This window comes from Streptomyces resistomycificus, from assembly GCF_001514265.1.
GTDB classification, from domain to species: Bacteria; Actinomycetota; Actinomycetes; order Streptomycetales; family Streptomycetaceae; genus Streptomyces; species Streptomyces resistomycificus.
In genome coordinates this window covers 56380-76270 of record NZ_KQ949009.1, presented here as the reverse complement: position 1 = coordinate 76270, position 19891 = coordinate 56380, and the positions used below count along the sequence as shown (strand labels likewise).

Sequence of the window (19891 nt, the reverse complement as noted above, 5' to 3'; positions counted from 1 at the left end):
GCTTCACCTCTTGACGGTCATCTGGCGCAGGCTGGGGCGACGGGGAGCAGCCGATTTTTCCGACCACGCGGCGAGCGCGGCCACCGTCGGCAGGTCGAAGATCTTGCGGATGGGTATCTCTGTGCCCATCTCGGCGCGGGCGCGGCTGATGAGCCGGGTGGCGAGCAGGGAGTGCCCGCCGAGCTCGAAGAAGCCGTCGTCGATGCCGACCCGGTCCACGCCGAGCACCTCGGCGAACAGCTTGGCCAGGGTTTTCTCACCGGTGGTGTGGGGCGCCCGGTAGGCGGCGCCGGTGTACTGGGGCTCGGGCAGCGCCGCCCGGTCCAGTTTGCCGTTGGGGGCGAGCGGGAGGCGGTCGAGGACCATGAAGGCGGCCGGCACCATGAAGTCGGGCAGCTGTCGGGAGGCGAAGTCGTGCAGTTGCCTGGGCTCCAGGCCGGTGTGGCCGCCGGTGGTGGTGTCGCCGGTGGTGGCGGGCACGACGTAGGCGATCAGTTGCCTGCCGGTGCTGGTGCCGCGCCCGGCGCGGGCGATGACGGCGGCCTGCGCGATGTGGGGGTGTGCGGTGAGCGCGGCCTCGACCTCGCCGGGCTCGACGCGGAAGCCGCGTACCTTGACCTGCGCGTCCTGGCGGCCCACGTACTCCAGTTGGCCCTCGGCGTTGAAGCGGGCCAGGTCGCCGGTGCGGTACATGCGGGCGCCGGCGGGGTGGAAAGGGTCGGCGACGAAGCGTTCGGCGGTCAGGTCGGGGCGGCCGTGGTAGCCGCGGCCCACGTTCCCGCCGACGTACAGCTCGCCGACCGCGCCCGGCGCCACCGGGGCCAGGCCGGAGTCCAGGACGTAGGCGCGCATGTTGCCCAGCGGGGTGCCGACGGGTGTGCTGCCCGATCGGCTGCGGGGGTCGGCGCCGACGGTGTGGGTGGTGGCGTAGAACGTCTCGCTCTGTCCGTAGGCGTTGACGATGCGGACGCCGGGGAAGGCGTGGCGGGTCTTGTCGACGAGTGCGGCGGGCAGGGCCTCGCCGGCGAAGACGACCGTCTGGACGCTGGTGTGGTCGGAGATCTCGTCGACGAGTTCGGCGAAGGCGGACGGCACGGTGGAGATGACGCTGCCGCTCCAGCTGTCCCGCTCGCCCAGGACCAGGACGTCGCGGACCATTTCGACGACGCCGCCGGTGGCGAGGGTCGTGAAGATCTCGAACGCCGAGACGTCGAAGTTGACCGAGGTGCCCGCCAGGAGCCGTCGGCCGGGTTCCATGCCGACGCGGGAGGCGAGTTGCAGGACGCCGTTGACCACGCAGGCGTGGCTGATGGCGACGCCCTTGGGGGTGCCCGTGGAGCCGGAGGTGTACATCACGTACGCCAGCTGCTGCGGGGGGGCCGGCAGGTGGCGGCCGGTGTCGTCGGCGGGCAGGTCGAGGGTGTCGAGGAAGACGTCGGGGGCGTCATGGCCGGGCAGCACCGCGACGGTGGCGGAGTCGGTCAGGACCAGGCGTGGCCGTGCCTCGGCGAAGATGGCCTCGAGGCGGTGGCTGGGGTACTTGGGGTCGACGGGCAGGTAGGCGCCGCCGGCCTTCAGGACCGCGAGGAGTGCGACCACCAGGTCGGCGGAGCGGGGCAGTGACACCGCGACCACCGACTCCGGGCCCACCCCGCGCCTGGCCAGTTCGCGCGCCAGGCGGCCGGCGCGTTCGTCCAGCTCGCGGTAGGTGAGCGAGGCGCCCTGGGCGGTGACGGCGAGGGCGTGCGGGGTGCGTGCCGCCTGTGCCTGGACGAGGGTGTGGATCGTGACGTGCTCGGTCGGGACGTGTGTGTCGTTGAACTCGGTGAGCAGCCGCTCGCGTTCGGCTCCGTCCAGGACGTCGACGTGGGCGACCTTCAGTTTCGGGGTGGCCGCCAGCTGCCGCAGGATGCGCACGAGGCGGGCCGCGTACACCTGGACGGTGTCCTGGTCGAAGACGTCCTGGGCGTACTGGAGGGTGAGCTGGAGGTGCGGGTCGGCCGCCGCCATCAGGGTCAGCGGGTAGTTGGTGGCCGTGCACGGGCGCAGGCCGGTGAAGGCGATCCCGCCCGCGGCGTCGGAGGCGGCGCTGAGGCCCTCCCGGTCGATGGGGTAGGACTCGAAGACGACCAGGGTGTCGAAGAGGGACGGCAGGTTGAGGGACTGCTGGATCTGGGTGAGCCCGTAGTAGTGGTGGTCCAGCAGGCCGGCCTGCCGGCCCTGGAGCCGGGTGAGGACCTCGGCGAGGGTGTCGCCGGGCGCGTACTGGACGCGTACGGGAAGGGTGTTGATGAACATCCCGACCATCGAGTCGACGTCGGTGACCGCGGGCGGGCGCCCGGAGACGGTGGCGCCGAACACCACGTCCTGGCGGCCGGTGAGCCGGCCCAGCAGCAGTCCCCAGGCACTTTGCACCAGGGTGTTGACGGTGACGCCCAGTTCGGCTGCGCGTTCGCCGAGTTGGCGGGCCTCGTTGAGCGGGAGCGCGACGTCGACGTGGTCGACGCCCCGCTCGCCCACGCCTTCGGAGCCGGGTGCGAGCAGGGTGGGTTCCTGGATGCCGTCGAGTTCGGCCGCCCACACCCGGGCGGACTCCGTTTCGTCCTGCCGGGCGCGCCAGGACAGGAACTCGCCGAAGTCGCGGGGGGCGGGCAGGGTGGCCGGCTCGCCTGCGGAGGCGTAGAGCAGCAGCAGGTCGCGCATCAGCAGGGGGGTGGACCAGCCGTCGAGCAGCACGTGGTGGGCGGTCAGGACGAGTTCGGCGCGGCCGGGCTCCAGGACGACCAGGGCCAGCCGGATCAGCGGCGGGGTGCCCACGTCGAAGTGGGTGGCCCGGTCCTGGGCGAGGAACTGCTCGTAGCGTACGGTCCGTTCCGGTTCGGCGAGGGCGGTCAGGTCGAGGTGCTGCCAGGGCAGGGTGACGGTCTGGGGCACCACCTGCACCACATCGCCGTCGGCCCGGTCGACGAACGCGGCGCGGAGGCTGGCGTGGCGTTCCAGCAGGGCCTGTCCGGCGCGGTGCATCCGCTGGGGGTCGACGTCGCCGGAGAGGTGGAAGGCCAGTTGCATGTGGTAGGCGTCGAAGGTGGAGCCGGCCAGCATGGTGTGGAAGAGCATCCCGGACTGCACCGGTGTCGTGGGCCAGGCCTGGGCCAGGGTGCCCAGGCGGGCCTCCCAGGTGTCGATCTCCTCCTGGCGCACCTCGACCAGGGGCGCGTCGCTGGGGGTCAGTCCGCCGGCGTCGGGGGTGGTGGCGTGGCGGGCCAGGGCGGTCAGTGCCTCGACCCACCATCCGGCCAGCTCGTTCACCTCGTCGCGGGACAGGATGCCGGTCGGGAAGCCGAAGTAGGCGCTCAGTTCCTCGCCGGCGGGGGTGTGGGTGGCGACCGCGTTGATCTCCAGTGCCGACAGCACCGGCATGTCCGGGTCGGGTGCGGCGATCAGGTCGGGCCGGGTGGTGTCGGGTGTCCAGCCCAGGCCGCGCAGGTCTTCGGGGATGTCCGCCGCGGAGGAGCGGCCCAGGTAGTTGAAGCCGATGCGCGGCTGGCGGTGCGGGGCCAGCGTGGCGGCGGTCCGCGGGTTGAGGTGGCGCAGCAGGCCGTAGCCCATGCCGCCCTCGGGCAGGGCCCGCAGCTGTTCCTTGACGGCCTTGATCGCCTGTCCGGCGGCCGGGCCGCCGGCGAAGGCGTCGGCCACGTCGATGCCCGTCAGGTCCAGGCGTACCGGGAACATCGCGGTGAACCAGCCGAGTGTGCCCGACAGGTCCGCGCCGGGCACCAGGTGTTCTTCCCGGCCGTGTCCTTCCAGCCGCACCAGCGTCGAGGACGCGCTCACGCCCCGTGTCTGGTGGTGGCGGGCCAGTGCCAGGGCCAGGGCGGCCAGCAGCCCGTCGTCGACGCCGCCGCGGAAGACCGCGGGCAGGGTGTCCAGCAGGGTGTGTGTGACGTCTGCGGGCACCGTCACGCGCACCGTGTCCACGGTGGCCGTGACGTCGAGGGCCGCATCCAGTTCCCGTGCGCCCAGCGGCGGCTCGGGTGCGCGCAGGATCTCCTGCCATACGGGCAGTTGGGCCACCCGCTCGGGGGTGGCCGCCTCCTCGGCCAGCGCGTGCGCCCACCGTCGCAGCGAGGTGCCCGTCCCGGCGGGCTGGGGGGTGAGGCCGTCGCGGACGCGTTGCCAGGCGGACACCAGGTCCGGCACCAGGATCCGCCATGAGACCCCGTCGACGACCAGGTGGTGCAGCACGATCAGCAGCCGGTCCGTGTCCGTGTCCGTGTCCGGGTCGCGGGTGAAGTGCACGAACTGCGCCATGACGCCCGCGTCCGGGTCCAGCCGGCCCGCGGCGGCGTCCAGTTCGGCCTGCACGTCGGCGCCGTCGTAGGGGACCTCCCGGATCAGCGGGCGGGCGTCGACGTGGCCGGCGGGCTGGGTCCACAGGCCCGGCTGGGTCCGGTCGAGCCGGGAACGCAGCACGTCGTGCCGGTCCAGCACGGCCTGCACCGTCGCGAGCAGGCCCGCGGTGTCGATGTCCTCGGGCAGGGTCAGCATCGCGGACATGCAGAAGCGGCCGATGCCGCCTCCCAGGGCGAGGACGTGGGCCGCCGTCGGGGTGAGCGGGGCCCAGCCCACGCCGCCGCCCGGCAGCTCGGCCAGGCTCACCCGCTCGGCGTCGTCGCGGCCGGCGGCCAGTTCCGCGAGGCGGGCGACCGTGCGGTGCTCGAAGACCTCCCGTGTGCTGATCAGCACGCCGCGTGTCTTGGCCCGCGCGACGACCTGGATGGAGCGGATGCTGTCCCCGCCGCGGGTGAAGAAGTCGTCGTCGATGCCCACCTGTCCGGCGCCGAGCACGTCCGCGTACACCTCGGCCAGGACCCGCTCGGCGTGGCTGCGCGGCGCCCGGTACTGGTCGCCGGCGAGTTCCGGCTCGGGCAGCGCGGCCCGGTCCAGCTTTCCGTTGGCGGTCAGCGGCAGCCGCCCCAGCACCACGAACAGGGCGGGCACCATGTAGTCGGGCAGCCGCTCGGCCACGTAGCGCCGCACGTCCGTCACCGAGACACTGGCCGCGGGGCCCGGTTCGCCGCCGGGGGTGGCCGCCGGCGCCACATAGCCGACGAGCCGGGCGGCGCCGGTGTGGTCCTCGCGTACCGTGACCGCTGCCTGGCCGATGGTGGGATGCCGGGCGAGGACGGTCTCGATCTCGGTCGGCTCCAGGCGGATGCCGTTCACCTTCACCTGGGTGTCGGCGCGTCCGGCGTAGGTCAGTTGGCCGTGGGCGTCCCACCGGGCCAGGTCGCCGGTGCGGTACATGCGCGCGCCGGGCGGGCCGAAGGGGCAGGCGACGAACCGCTGGGCGGTGGCCGCGCCGCTTCGGTGGTAGCCGCGGGCGACGAGGCCGCCGACGTACAGTTCGCCGATCACGCCGGGTGCCACCGGAGTGAGCTGCGGGCCCAGTACGTAGGCGCGCATGTTGGCCAGGGGCTGTCCGATGGGTGTGGCGCCGGTGCCGTCCTGCTGCTGCGGGAGCGTGTAGGTGGCGGCGTAGAAGCTTTCGGTCTGTCCGTAGGCGTTGATGACACGCGCCTTGGGCAGGGCGTGTCGCACGGTGCGCACCAGGTCGGCGGAGAGTGCTTCGCCGGCGAAGACGACGGTGTCCACGTCGAGTTCGAGACGGTCGGGGGCCTGGGTGGCGAGCTGGTTGAGGAGCGCGGCGAACACGGCGGGTACGGCGCTGATGGTGGTGCCCGACCAGCTGCCGCGTTCGGCGAGTTCGAGTACGTCGCGCACGAGGTCGACGCTGGCTCCGCTGGTGAGCGCGGTGAAGATCTCGAAGACGGAGACGTCGAAGTTCACCGAGGTCGCGGCGAGCATCCGCGACCCGGCCTCGACGCGGGTGATGCGGCGCAGGTCGCGCACGCCGTTGACCACGCCGGCCTGGGTGACGGCGACGCCCTTGGGGGTGCCGGTCGAGCCGGAGGTGAACATCACGTAGGCGAGGTTGTCGGGGGCGAGGGGGACCTTCGGGATGTCGCGCGGGGGGCCCTGGAGGCTCAGGTCGTCGAGGTGGAGCAGGGGGCGTCGGGAGGTGGCGACGGCCGCCGCTGTCGCGTAGTCGGTCAGGACGAGTGCCGGGTCGGCGGTGTCGAGCAGGAGGTCGACGCGTGCGGCCGGGTAGTGGGGGTCGATCGGCAGGTAGGCGCCGCCGGCCTTGAGGACGCCCAGCAGGGCGACCACCAGGTCCGTGGAGCGGGGCAGGGCCACGGCGACCAGGACGTCGGGGCCCACCCCGCGGTCGCGTAGTACGGCGGCCAGCCGGCCGGCCCGGGCGTCCAGCTCCCGGTAGGAGAGTGTGTGCTGTGCGCACACCACGGCCGGCGCGTCGGGGGTGGCCGCCACCTGGGCGGCGATGAGCTCGGGCAGTGTCGGTTCGGGCACCGGTGCCGTCGTCTCGTTCAGCCGGGTCAGCCAGGTGTGTTCGGCGTCGGTGAGCACGTCGAGGGCGCCCAGCCGTGTCCCGGAGTCGGCGACCACCTGCCGCAGCACGCGCAGGTAGCGGTCGACGAGGCCCTCGGCCGTGGAGTGGTCGAACAGCTGCGTGGCGTACTCCAGCCGCCCGTAGGCGCCCCCGGAGGGGGCCGGGACGATGTTGAAGAACAGGTCGAACTTCGCGGTGCCGGTGCCGGCCGGGACGGGGGTGACGCGCAGGCCCGGTATGTCGATGGGTGACCAGGCGAACTGCCAGGCCAGCATCACCTGGAACAGCGGCTGGTAGGCGGTGGTGCGGCCCGGGCTCAGCAGCTCCACCAGGCGTTCGAAGGGAACGTCCTGGTGGTCGTAGGCGGCCAGGGCCCGCTCGCGGACCTGTTCCAGCAGGTCACCGAAGGAGGGGTTGTCCGACAGGTCGACGCGCAGCACCCAGGTGTTGGCGAAGAACCCGATGAGATCGTCGAGTTGCTCGTCGGCGCGGCCCTCGATGGGGCTGCCGATCGTCAGGTCGTTGCCGGCGCCCAGGTGGTGCAGGAGCACCGCGAGCACGGCCTGGGCGACCATCGGGGCGGTGGCACCGCGTTCGGCGGCCAGCTTCCCGATCCCGGCGAGCAGTTCGGCGTCCAGCTCGAAGTCGACATGGCCGCCGTGGTGGCCGGCCGTCGTGGGCCGCGGCCGGTCCAGCGGCAGCTGCACCGGCTGCGGCACCCCGGCCAGTTGTTCACGCCAGTACTCCAGCTGCGCCGCGGCGACGCTGTCGGGGTCCTCCTCGTCGCCCAGCACCTCGCGCTGCCACAGCGTGTAGTCCTTGTACTGGACCGCGAGCGGAGCCCACTGCGGGGCGCCGCCCTGGTGGCGAGCCGCGTACGCCGACAGCACGTCCCGCAGGAACGGCGCCATCGACGCCCCGTCCGCGGCGATGTGGTGGAAGACGAACACCAGCACATGCTCCTGTTCGGAGATGCGCAAAACGGTGGTGCGCAGGGGCAGTTGTGCCTCCAGGTCGAAGCCCTCGCAGGCCGCGTCGTGGGTGGCGGCGTCCACCGCGTCGGCGGTCACGTCGAGGATGCGGAAGGCGGGTTCGGCCTCCTGGGGCGGCAGGATCCGCTGGTGCGGGGTGCCGTCCGCGTTCTCGACGACGAGGGTGCGCAGGCTCTCGTGCCGGGTGACGACGTCCGTCACCGCCGCGGCCAGGGCCGTCGTGTCCAGCGGCCCGTCCAGGCGCAGCACGAAGGGGATGTTGTAGGTCGCGGACGGGCCTTGCAGACGGTGGAGGAACCACAGCCGGCGCTGGGCGAAGGACAACGGGATCATCAACGCACTCCTACACGTTCATCGGGCGCAGCTGGGGGCGGTTCGACGTGGCGAGCTTCTCGATCCGGGCCGCCAGCTGGGCGACGGTCGGAGAGCGGAAGACGGTGGTGACCTTCACGTCGACGTTGAGTTCGTTGCGGATGCGGCCGATCAGCCGGGTGGCCAGCAGCGAATGCCCACCGTGGTTGAAGAAGTCGACGTCGATGCCGACCTCCTGCACCCCGAGCAGTTCGGCGAACAGCCGGCACAGGACTTCCTCGTTGGGGTTGCGCGGCCCGCGTCCCGGTTCGGTTTCGGTGTGCTCGGGTGCGGGCAGCGCGTTGCGGTCGAGCTTGCCGCTGGGGGTGGTGGGCAGTGTGGTGAGCGGCACGATCGCCGAGGGGACCATGTACTTCGGCAGGTGCTCGCGGGCCAGGTCGGTCAGGGCCGTCACATCCAGCCCGGCCACATCCGTGGTGCCGCCCCCCGGCACCACGTAGGCGACCAGCCGCTGGTCGCCTGCGCGGTCCTCGCGGACCACGGCCACCGCGCTGTCGACGCCCGGGTGCGCGCTCAGCGCCTGCTCGATCTCTCCCAGTTCGATGCGGAACCCGCGGATCTTCACCTGGAAGTCGGAGCGGCCGATGTATTCGACCTGGCCGTCCTCGTTCCAGCGCACGACGTCGCCGGTGCGGTACATCCGTGCTCCCGGCTCGCCGAAGGGGCAGGCGACGAACCGGTTCGCGGTCAGTGCGCTCTGCCCGAGGTAGCCGCGGGCCAGTTGGGTGCCGGCCAGGTACAGCTCGCCGGCGACGCCGGGGGCGACCGGGCGCAGTGCCGCGTCCAGGACGTACACCTGGGTGTTCCACACGGGTGCGCCGATCGGCACCCGGTCGGCGCCCGGCACGTGCTGCCAGGCGGTGACCTCCACCGATGCCTCGGTGGGGCCGTAGAGGTTGTGCACCGAGCAGCCGGGCAGCAGGTCGGTGGCCCTGTTGGCCAGGGCGGCCGGGAACGCCTCGCCGGCGACCTCGATCCAGCGCAGGGCGGTGCACTGCCTGGCCGAGGGTTCGGCGAGGAAGGCCTCCAGCAGGGAGGGCACGAAGTCGGCGCCGGTCACCTGCTCGCGCCGGATCAGGTCGGCGAGGTAGGCGGGGTCCCGGCGTCCGTCGGGGCGGGCGATGACGACGGCGGCGCCGGCCTGCAGTGGCGCGAACAGTTCCGGTACCGACACGTCGAAGCTCGCCGTGGTGCTCAGCAGCACCCGGTCGCCGGCGTGGACGTCGAAGTGCGCCAGGCCCCACGTGAGCCGGTTCATGACCGACCGGTGTGCCACCTGGACGCCCTTGGGGCCGCCGGTGGAGCCGGAGGTGTAGATGACGTAGGCGGCGTTGTCCGGCGACAGGGTCCGCTCGGGGTTGGTTGTCGGGTAGCCGCCCGTGTCGGGCAGTTGTCCGTCGAGGACCAGCAGGGGCTTGGCGCTGTCCAGTACGTGCCGTACGCGGTCTTGGGGCAGTTCGGTGTCGATCGGCAGGTAGGCGGCGCCGGCCTTCACCACCGCGTAGATCGCCACCATCAGGTCGACGGAGCGGGGGATGCGCACGGCGACCAGCCGCTCGGGCCCGGCGCCCTGCTCGATCAGCCAGTGCGCCAGCCGGTTGGCGCGCTGGTTGAACTCCCCGTAGGTCAGCGTCTGCTGTTCGCCGATCAGCGCGACGCGGTCGGGCTCGCGCGCGGCCTGTGCCTCGAACGCGTCCGGCAGGGTGCCCGCCGGCAGCGGATGTGCCGTGTCGTTGACGCCCCGCACCAGCCACCGGCGTTCGTGCTCGGAGAGCACCTGGATGGCGCCGACCGGTGTCTTGGGGTCCTTGAGGACCTGTTCCAGGACCCGCACGAGGCGGGCGGCGATCTCCTGGGCCGCGTCGCGTTCGAAGAGGTTGGTCTGGTAGTCGAGGGACAGGCGCAGGTAGGGGTCGGAGGAGTTGAGGGTGAGCGGGTAGTGCGAGCCCGCGAACGGCCGGATGGCGTCGATGCTGAAGCCCGCCGAGTCGTTCGCCTCGACGATGCCCTCGCGGTCGATCGGATAGTTCTCGAACACGACGATCGTGTCGAACAGGGCGGGCAGCCCGACGCCGCGCTGGATGTCGGCCAGGCCGTAGGAGTGGTGGTCGAGCAGGGAGATCTGCCGGTCCTGCAGATCGGTGATGACCTCGCCCACGGTCTGGTTCGGCCGGCACCCCACCCTGGTCGGCAGGGTGTTGATGAACAGGCCGACCATCTCGTCGGAGCCGACCAGGTCGGCGGGGCGGCCGTTGACGGCGGCGCCGAAGACCACGTCGTGCTGCCCGGTCAGCTTGGAGAGCAGGACCGCCCACGCGCCCTGCAGGAGCGTGTTCAGGGTGACGCCGAGTTCCGCGGCGCGCCGGGCGAGTTCGCGGCCCTGGTCGATGGAGAGCGGCACCTCGACCCGTCCGAGGCGGGAGGCCTCCCCCTTCTGGGCACGGCCGGCGGCCAGGAGGGTCGGCTGGTCGAATCCGGCGAGTTCGTCCTTCCACCGGGCGGCCGACGCCTCACGGTCCTGTCCGGACAGCCAGGCCAGGTAGTCGCCGTAGCTGCGGACCGGGGCCGGCTCCTCGCCGGCGTACAGGCGGACCAGGTCCTTGATCACCAGCGGGGAGGACCAGCCGTCGAAGAGGGTGTGGTGGGCTGTGATGACGAGTTTGGCGTGCTGCGGCCCGCAGGTGAGCAGGGCCAGGCGGAGCAGCGGCGGCCGGGTGGGGTCGAGTTGGTCGGCCCGGTCCTGGGCGAGGGCGGTGTCGAGTGCCGTGTTCTGCTCGGCTTCGCTGCGGCCGGTCAGGTCGGTGTGGCGCCAGGGCAGCTTGACGTGGTCGGCGACGATCTGGAGGGGATCGCCGTCGGCTCCGGCGAGGAACGCGGAGCGCAGGTTCGGATAGCGCTCAAGGAGCGCCTGTCCGGCCGCCCGCATGCGCTGCGGGTCCACGTGTCCGGACAGGTGCAGTACGAACTGCATGTGGTAGACGTCGAAGGTGCCGTCGGCGAGCGCGGCCTGGAACTGGATGCCGGACTGTCCCGGGGCCTGCGGCCACACCTGGACCAGCCGGCCGTAGCGCTCCTCCCAGTCGTCGATCTCGTGCTGGCGCACCGTGACCAGCGGGGCGTCGGAGGGGGTGAGCCCGCCGATCAGCGGTCGGGCGGCGTGCGCGGCCATGCCGTGCAGCATCTCGACCCACAGCGCGGCCAGTTCGGAGGTCCGTTCGCGGGAGAGCACGCCGGTGGGGAACATGAACACGGTCTGCAGGCGGGGGCCGTCGGCGGTGTCGGTGACGACGGAGTTGACCTCCAGCGCGGACAGTGCGGGCAGGTCCGGGTCGGGTGCCGGGATCAGTTCGGCGGACCAGGACGCCGGCCCCCACCCGTCGGCGCGCAGGTGTTCGGGCACGTCGGTGTCGGAGATCCGGCCGAGGTAGTTGAACCCGATCTGGGGCGCCGGGTAGGGGGCGAGCTGTTCGGCGGTCTCCGGGTTGAGGTAGCGCAGCAGTCCGTAGCCGATGCCCTTGTCGGGGACCTGGCGCAGCTGTTCCTTGACCCGTTTGATCGCCGTGGCGGCCGCGGGGCCGCCCGCCAGCACGTCGGCCGCGTCCACGTCCTGCACGTCGATGCGGGCCGGGTACATGCTGGTGAACCAGCCGACGGTGCGGGAGAGGTCGGCGCCGGGTACGACGTCCTCCTCGCGGCCGTGTCCTTCAAGCCGCACGAGGGTCGAGCGGCCGCTGCCGCGCCATCGGTCGACGGCCAGGGCGAGCGCGGCGAGCAGCACGTCGGTGCCGGTTGCCTTGAACGCGGCGGGTAGCCGGGTCAGCACGGCCTCGGTGACTTCGGCGGGCAGTTGCACGCGCACGGTGTCGAGGGTGGACATCGTGTCGAGGGCCGGGTCGAACGCCCGGCTGCCCAGCGGGGGGTTGGGCGCTTCGAGCAGGTCGCGCCAGTACGCCAGTTCCGCTTCCCGCTGCGGGGAGAACGCCTCGTTGTCGAGCGCCGACGCCCAGCGGCGGGCGGAGGTGCCGACCGCGGGCAGCTTCGGGGTGCGGCCGGATCGGACCTGCTGCCAGGCCTCGGCGAGGTCCGACATGAGGATGCGCCAGGAGACGCCGTCCACCACCAGGTGGTGCAGTACCACCAGCAGCCGGCCGGCGCCCGAGTCGGGGGCGAACCAGACGAAGTCCGCCATGGTCCCGGCCTGCGGGTCGAGGCGGCCGACCGCGTCGTCCAGTTCCGCCTTCGCCGCCTGGAGCGCGTCCGGATCCTGCCACCGGCCCTCGCAGGGCACCCGGCGGATCAGGTCGGCCGCCCGCACGCTGCCCGTGGGGCGCACGGTGAGGGAGAGCTCCTCGCCGGGTACCAGCCGGGCGCGCAGCAGGTCGTGGCGGTCCAGGACGGCGTCCAGGGTGGCGGCCAGGCCGCTCGCGTCGATGTCCGCGGGCAGTTCCAGGACGATGGACATGGCGAAGCGGTCCGTTGTGCCGCCGTGCTCGAAGACGTGCCGGGCGACCGGCTGCAGCGGCATCGGGCCGACGCCGCCGCCCTCCTCCTCGGCGAGTGCGGGCACCCGCTCCCGGCGGGCGGAGGCCACCTCGGCCAGCCGGGCCGCCGTGCGGCACTCGAAGATCTCGCGGGTGGTGAGGTTCAGGCCCTTCGCTCTGGCGCGGGCCACCACCTGGATGGAGCGCAGGCTGTCCCCGCCCACCGCGAAGAAGTCGTCGTCGATGCCGACCCGTTCCACACCCAGGACGTCCGCGTACACCGCGGTGACGGTCTTCTCGGCGTCGGTGCGCGGCGGGCGGTAGGCCTCGCCCGCGAACTCCGGTTCGGGCAGCTGCGAGCGGTCCAGCTTGCCGGTCGGTCCCAGCGGCAGCCGGCCCAGGGCGACGAAGGCGGAGGGCACCATGTAGTCGGGCAGCCGTGCGGCGACGAACTTGCGCAGTTCGGCGGCCGAGGCTCCGGACTGCACGTCCACGTCGCCGATGCCGCCGGCGCCGTCGTCTCCGACGGCTCCCTCACCGGTGTGCACCACGTAGGCGACCAGTTGCCGCCCGCCGGAGGGCGCTTCGCGGCTGATGACGACGGCCTCGCTGATGCCGGGGTGGCGGGTGACGGCCGCTTCGACCTCGGCCGTCTCGATGCGGAAGCCGCGCACCTTGACCTGGCCGTCGCCGCGGCCGACGCACTCCAGCCGGCCGTCGGCGTTCCAGCGGGCCAGGTCTCCCGTGCGGTACATCCGCTCGCCCGCGGGGCCGAAGGGGCTGGCCACGTAGCGCTCGGCGGTCAGGGCCGGGTGGCCGTGGTAGCCGCGGCCCAGGCAGGTGCCGACGACGTACAGTTCGCCGATCACGCCCTGCGGGACCGGGAGGAGTCCGGGGCCCAGCACGTAGGTACGCATGTTGCCCAGCGGGGTGCCGATGGGTGCGACGTCGCTGTGTTCCCACTGCCGGGAGGCGGGCAGGGAGAAGGTGGTGGCGTAGAAACTCTCGCTCTGTCCGTAGGAGTTGACGATCTGCACGCCGGGCAGGGCCTCGCGGACCTGGCGTACCAGGCGGGCCGGCAGCACGTCGCCCGCGAAGACGACGGTGCGTACGTCACTCGTCTTGTCCAGGTGGCCCACCAGTTCCCCGAGGACCGAGGGGACGCCGCTGATCACGTGGCCGTCCCAGCCCTCCCGCTCGCCCAGCGCGAGTGCGTTGGCCACGACTTCGGCGCTGCCGCCGGTGGACAGGGTGCTCAGCAGTTCGAAGACCGAGACGTCGAAGTTGACCGAGGTGCCGGCCAGCATCCGCCATCCGGGCGGCGCGTCCAGGACGCGTACCAGTTCCTGCACGCCGTTGACGACGTTGCGGTGGGTGATCGCCGCGCCCTTCGGGGTGCCCGTGGAGCCGGAGGTGTACATCACGTACGCCAGGTGGTCCGGACGCAGGGGTGAGACGCGGTCCGCGTCCCTGGGTGCCGCCGGGGGTGTGTCCCAGTGCGTGCGGTCGTCGAGGTTGATGCTCGACATGTCGTGGGGCGGCAGGTCCTGCGCGGTGGCGGTGTCGGTGAGCGCGAACCGCGGCCGGGCTTCGGCCAGCACGCTCTGCGCCCGTGCGCCGAGGTACTGCGGGTCCATCGGCAGGTATCCGGCACCGGACTTGAGGATCCCGAGCAGGCCGGCCACCAGGTTTTCGGTGCGCGGCAGCGCCAGCACCACCAGGTCCTCCGGGCCGGCGCCGCGCCGGATCAGTTCCCAGGCGATCTGGTTGGCCCGCTCGTCGAGTTCCCGGTAGGTCAGCGTCCGCTGGTCGCACACGACGGCCGGGGCGTCGGGTGTCGCGGCCGCCTGGCTTTCGAACAGCTGCGGGATCGTCAGCTGGGGCACCGCCTGGGTGGTGTCGTTGAACCGGGTGAGCAGACGCTCCCGCTCGTCCGCGTCCAGGACGTCCACGGCGCCGATACGGCGTTGGGAGTCGGCCACGAGCTCGCTCAGCACGCGCACGAAGCGCCGGGCGAGGGTCTCGACCGTGGACCGGTCGAACAGGTCGGTGGCGTACTCCAGGCGCACGCCCGCCCCGCCTGAGCCGTCGGGGATCATGTTGAAGAACAGGTCGAACTTGGCCGTCTTGGTCTCGAGGGTCTCGGAGGTGACGTCGAGGCCGGCGAACTCGAGTTCTCCCAGGGGTTCCTGCCAGGCGAGCATCACCTGGAAGAACGGGTGGTAGGCGGTGGAGCGGTCCGGGTTGAGCCGCTCCACCAGCCGCTCGAAGGGCATGTCCTGGTGGTCGTAGGCGGCAAGGGCCCGCTCCCGCACCCGCTGCAGCAGCTGGAGGAAGGTCGGGTTGCCGGAGAGGTCGACGCGCAGCACCCAGGTGTTGACGAAGAACCCGACGAGGTCGCGCAGTTCCTCGTCGGTGCGGCCGGCGATGGGCGCGCCGAGCGGCACGTCGTCACCGCACCCGAGGTGGTGCAGGAGTACCGCCAGCGCCGACTGCATGACCATGGACACCGTGGTGTCCTGCTGGGCGGCCAGCTTCTGCACGTCCGTGAGCAGGTCGGGGTGGATGGGGAACTTCACCAGGTCGCCGCGGGGGCTCATCGCCCGCGGCCGCGGGCGGTCGGTGGGCAGGGCCAGCGGCTGCGCCAGGTCGGCCAGGGCCTCGCGCCAGTAGGCCAGTTGCCTGGCCGCCAGGCTGTCCGGGTCACTCTCGTCGCCCAGGACGTCCTGCTGCCACAGCGTGTAGTCCGCGTACTGCACCGGCAGCGGCTGCCACTGCGGGGCGCCGCCCTGGCTGCGGGCGGAGTAGGCGGTGGTGAGGTCGCGCAGCAGCGGTCCGAGGGATTCGCCGTCCAGGGCGATGTGGTGCACCACCAGGACCAGGGTGTGCTCGCGTGCCGCGGTGCGCAGCAGGGTGGCGCGGATCGGGACGTCGGCGGCCAGGTCGAAGGTCTCGGTGGCCGCCTGGTCGACGGCCGCCGCCCGCTCGGGCTCGGTGACCTCGACCAGGGGCAGGGGGAAGGGCCGGCGGGTGGAGGCCAGCACCTGCTGGTGCGGGACGCCGTCGTTGTCCTCGACGATCACCGTGCGCAGGACCTCGTGCCTGTCGACGACATCGTGCAGTGCCGCCTTGAGCGCGGCCACGTCCAGCTCACCGGTCAGCCGCAGGGCGAACGCGCCGTTGTAGGTCGGCGACGGGCCTTCGAACCGGTCCACGAACCACAGCCGGCGCTGCGCGAACGACAACGGGATCATTGTGTCTCCAATATCGGCAAACCAGGGAGCAGGTCGTCACTCAGCTCTGGTCGAGCAGGGTCAGCAGTTCGTCGTTGTAGAAGTCGTCGATGGAGCACGCCCCCGACAGCGTCGAGAAGTACCGGTCGATCAGGTCCTGGTGGCCGACGAGTTTCTGCAGCATCCCCGCGCGTCCGGCGGGCTTGAGCTCGGCCACGTTGAGGGCGCCCTGGTAGTGGTTGAGGGCCTCGTCGCCCAGGTCGTTCTCGTAGCGGCGCAGCGCCGTCTTGAGCGCGTCGTCGTCGTGCAGGCGCTGCCCGATGTGGTCGGTGAGCGACTGGGCCTGGACGAAGGCTTCGGTGATGCCGCGGGCGGTGATGGAGTCCTTGTGGTTGACCGCGTCACCGACCAGCGCCCACCCGGGCCCGTAGGCCTTGCGGAAGTAGTTCTCCTGATGGCCGGTGCCGTACAGCTGCTCCACGCGCTCGCCGGCCGACATCCGCTCGTACAGTTCGGGCGCGGTGGTGCGGAAGGCGTCGAGGTAGGCGGGTTCGACCGCCTTGCGGACGTGGGAGAAGTCCTCCTGGGGGAAGTACGCCATCAGCAGCGTGAGGTCGTCGTTGGTGGGAAGGACCCCGATCCAGCGCCCCGGCTGCTCGTACAGCTCGAAGTGTGCGGGGACGCCGGCCCAGTAGCTGTAGTAGGTGCAGGTCATCCGCGGGTGTTCGATGACGTTGGGCGCGCCGGCCTTGCGGGCCACCAGCGAGCGCATGCCGTCCGCGCCGACGACCAGGCGTGCCCGGTCGGTGGCCTCGGCGCCGCCGGGTGTCGTGTAGCGCACCCCGACGACCCGGTCGTCCTCGAAGAGCAGGTCGTTGACCGCGCAGGACTCCCTGAACTCCACCCCGGCGGCCACCGCGCCGTCCGCGAGGATCGGGTCGAGGACGTAGCGCCGGGGCGCGTAGGTGGTGCGCAGGCCGTCGATCGGCAGGGAGAAGCCGTCGACGCGGACACCGGGCGCCTCGTAGCTCTGGCGGGTGATCGGCCGGCAGCCCGCGTCGCGGAGCCTGTCGAGCAGCCCCCACCGGTTGAGCAGCGCCACACCCTGCTGGTGGATGTAGTGCGAGGACAGGGTGTCCTGCGGGAAGCGCGCTTTCTCCAGGAGCAGGACGCGATAACCCTGCCGCGCGAAAAGCATGGCCGTCGGCGAACCCGCACAACGGGCACCTATGACAATCACGTCGTACATGGCGCCTCTCTTACCAGGTAGTTTTTTTCACACAATGCGGCCGTAGCCGGAAATTCCATGGGTAAAGCGCTGCGCCGACGCGGCGGACGACATCAGACGCTGCCGGTCACCGCACCGAGGGATTCGATGTGGGCGGAGATCGACGTGACCGTCGAGTTGAGGAACATCTGGTCCATCGGGACCTCGACGCCCAGCTCCTCGATGAAGGCGCCCTGGATCCTGGCCATGATCACGGATTCGCCGCCGAGGGCGAAGAAGTCGTCGTCGGCCGCGATGTCGTCGCGTTCGAGTTCCCGGCACCAGATGGCGTGCACGCTGTCGGCAATCATCACAGTCCTTTCGGTTGTCATCAAGGTCCGGTCGGTTATGCCGTCGTGGTGCTGTCGGCGTATTCGCTGCGGCAGGCGTCGGCGAGTGCCGCGCGGTCCACTTTTCCGTGCGGGCTGAGCGGAATTCGCAGAATGTTTCGGAACCTGGACGGAACCATGTTCCGTGGCAGCGTCTGCAGGAGGCGGGTGCGCAGGTCGTCCTCGGCGAGGTCGTCGCCCGCCGGGACGACGAACGCGTTCAGCTCCGCCTCGCCCGAGGCGGTGTAGGTGATCACCACGGCGGCTTCCCTGACGCCGGCCAGCCGGCCGAGCGCGCGCTCGATGTCGGTGGGGTCGATGCGCATGCCGCGCACCTTGACCTGCGCGTCGATCCTGCCCAGGACGACGAGGTTGCCGGCCTCGTTCACGTAGCCGCGGTCGCCCGTGCGGTACAGCCTGCACGGTGTGCCGTCGACGTCGATCGCCGTGAACTTCTCGTTCTCGGGGCCGGTGCCGTTGAGGTAGCCCGCGCCGACGCTGGCCCCGGAGATGCAGATCTCGCCGTACTCCCCCGCCGCGACGGCGTGCAGGTGCTCGTCGAGGAGGTGGATGTCGGTGTTGTGGGCGGGCGTGCCGACCGGTGCGATGTCGTGTTCGCCGGGCCGGTAGTGGGCGAGGTCAAAGGACGTGGCGACGTCCGTGCACTCGGCGACGCCGTACTGGTGCAGGAGGGTGCACGTGTTGTCCTCGCGCCGCGCCCAGTCGGTGATGCGTTCGGTCTTCAGGGGCTCTCCGCCGAAGAGCACGTAGTCGAGCCGGGCGAGCGCGTCACCGCCCCGTGCGCTCTCCCAGTCCACCAGCAGGTACAGGGTGCTCGACGCGCAGTGCACGATGCGGATGTCGTGCTCGCGCAGCATGCGGTAGGCCAGCATGGCGTCGAAGTTGCGGCTCGCCATCAGGTACTGGGTGGCGCCGCAGAACAGCGGTGTCATCAGGGCGCGTTGGGAGAGGTCGAACCCGAAGGCGCTGACGACCAGGTTGTGGGATCGCCGGTCGAGGCCGTACTCGAGCCTCAGCCAGTTCATCAGGTTGAACCAGCCCTCGTGGCGCACCGCGGTCAGCTTCGGTGTCCCGGTCGAACCGGAGGTGAAGACCGCGTAGCAGATGTCGTCGCCGGTGACCGTGACGTCGGGACAGGTCGCGGAAAGGTCTGCCAGGTGGCCGGACAGCTTCTGGAGGTCGATGACGTCGACGGCTGCCGACTCGATGAGTGAGGCCGTCGCCGGGGAGGCCACGATCAGGGCGAGATCGGGGACCTGGCCCAGCAGCAGCTGGAGCCGGGCCGCCGGGTAGGCCGGGTCGAAGGGGACGTAGGCCGCGCCGGCCTTCAGCGTGCCGAGGATGGCCACGAGCATGTCGACGGAGTAGTCGAGACAGACGCCGACCTTTGCGCCCGGGCCGTGTCCGCGCGCGGCGAGGAAGTGCGCGAAACGATTCGCCTGCACGTCCAGCTCCGCGTACGTCACCTGCCGGCCGGCGTGGAAGACGGCGACGGCGTCGGGGGTGGCCCGCGCGTGCGCCTCGAACCGGCGGTGGACGACGGGTGCCGAGGGCAGGGCGACCCGCTTTCCCTGAAGGATCATCAACTGACTCCGATGTGAGAGGTGTCCGGTCGGGCGGGCCGCCGCGCACCACCCGGGAGCGGAGGGGGCTGGCCGGCGTGTCGGGGCGCGGCGCCCCGGTGCGCCCCGGTGCGCCTCGGTATGCGTCGGTGTGGTGTGGCTGCGGGCGCGCGCTGAGGGTGCGGGTGATGCGCCTGAGGGTGCGGGTGATGCGCCTGAAGGTGCTGCGCCTGGGGAGGGGGCGCTTCGGCGTGGTGCGCCTCGGGGTGATGCGCCTCGGGGCGGTGGGTGGAGCGGTGCGCCTTGGGGCGGTGCGCGCCTTCAGGCGGATTGCCGGTCGGCGGTCTCGAGGACCTGGGTCACCCACTTGTCGACGGGCAGACCGTGCGCGGCAGCGGCCTTCGAGTAGTACTCCAGTTGGCCCGCGGACAGCTCGATGGTGAGGGTGGTGACCTTCTGCGGGCGCTTGTCGGCGGCCACCGGCTCCGCCAGCCGGGGCACCTCCTGCTTCTCGCCGCCGCCCGCAGCGACCTCGGCGGTGTCGCTCTGCACGGCCAGGCTGGCGCGGACCGCCTTGCGCAGTTCGTTGCGCGACCACTTCTGCTGTTCGGCCTTGCGCAGCCAGTAGTCCTGCTCCGGCGGCGACAGGCGGGTCACCTCGGCGTGGTGGGCGAAGCTGAGGCTGTCGCGCCTGCGGTGGTGCTCGAACCGCCGGGCCACCCACGCGTAGTTGCGCAGCGTCTGGTAGTCGAGCCCGGTCCGCTCGATCGCCTCCTTGTAGCGCCGCCACCCGTAGGTGGTCTCCCCGTAGATCAGCCAGTCGGCGAGCCACCACGCCGAGGAGTCCATCAGCTCGCGCAGGTTGGTCCCGATCCGCTCCCAGGACCGCTCCGGCAGGTTCTGCGGAAAGATCATCCCCGACTTCTGCACTGTGGCCTGTGTCCCCACGAAGGACAGGACCACATCGCGCTGCGCCGGCTCACCGCTGTTGTCCCCCGACCTCGCCTTGTATCTGCTCGCGGTTCTCACAGCGCCCGTCAAAGCCTTCATCTCCCAACTCAGAGTGTCTTTTCGGGCGTGGACCGAGCACGCCCGGGCCGCACCCGGGCGGCGGTCGGTGTCGTTCCCCTTCGGCCGGCCTCTTCAGGTGCCGCGCGGGCGC

At 71.7% G+C, this 19891-nt stretch carries 6 protein-coding genes; all 6 read right to left on the bottom strand.

The genetic code is table 11. From position 1 onward, the window contains the following. Positions 1-3: 3 nt before the first annotated feature. Positions 4-7797 (bottom strand): non-ribosomal peptide synthetase, encoded by a 7794-nt coding sequence (locus AQJ84_RS39645; protein ID WP_053192291.1) that lies wholly within the window; start codon positions 7795-7797, stop codon positions 4-6. Between the two features lie 10 nt (positions 7798-7807). Beyond that, complete coding sequence (locus AQJ84_RS39640; RefSeq protein WP_030038853.1) at positions 7808-15571, bottom strand: non-ribosomal peptide synthetase; 7764 nt, start codon at positions 15569-15571, stop codon at positions 7808-7810. Between the two features lie 40 nt (positions 15572-15611). Then, positions 15612-16799 (bottom strand): NAD(P)/FAD-dependent oxidoreductase, encoded by a 1188-nt coding sequence (locus tag AQJ84_RS39635; RefSeq protein ID WP_030038854.1) that lies wholly within the window; start codon positions 16797-16799, stop codon positions 15612-15614. A 92-nt stretch (positions 16800-16891) separates the two neighbouring features. Beyond that, positions 16892-17128, bottom strand: coding sequence for an acyl carrier protein (locus AQJ84_RS39630; RefSeq protein ID WP_030038855.1), 237 nt, complete (start codon positions 17126-17128; stop codon positions 16892-16894). Positions 17129-17163: 35 nt separating this feature from the next. Then, positions 17164-18750, bottom strand: a complete 1587-nt coding sequence (locus AQJ84_RS39625) for an amino acid adenylation domain-containing protein (RefSeq protein ID WP_030038856.1) — start codon at positions 18748-18750, stop codon at positions 17164-17166. A 300-nt stretch (positions 18751-19050) separates the two neighbouring features. Further along, entirely contained in the window at positions 19051-19644 is a 594-nt protein-coding gene (locus AQJ84_RS39620; RefSeq protein ID WP_225889282.1) for an LmbU family transcriptional regulator, read from the bottom strand. Positions 19645-19891 lie beyond the last annotated feature (247 nt).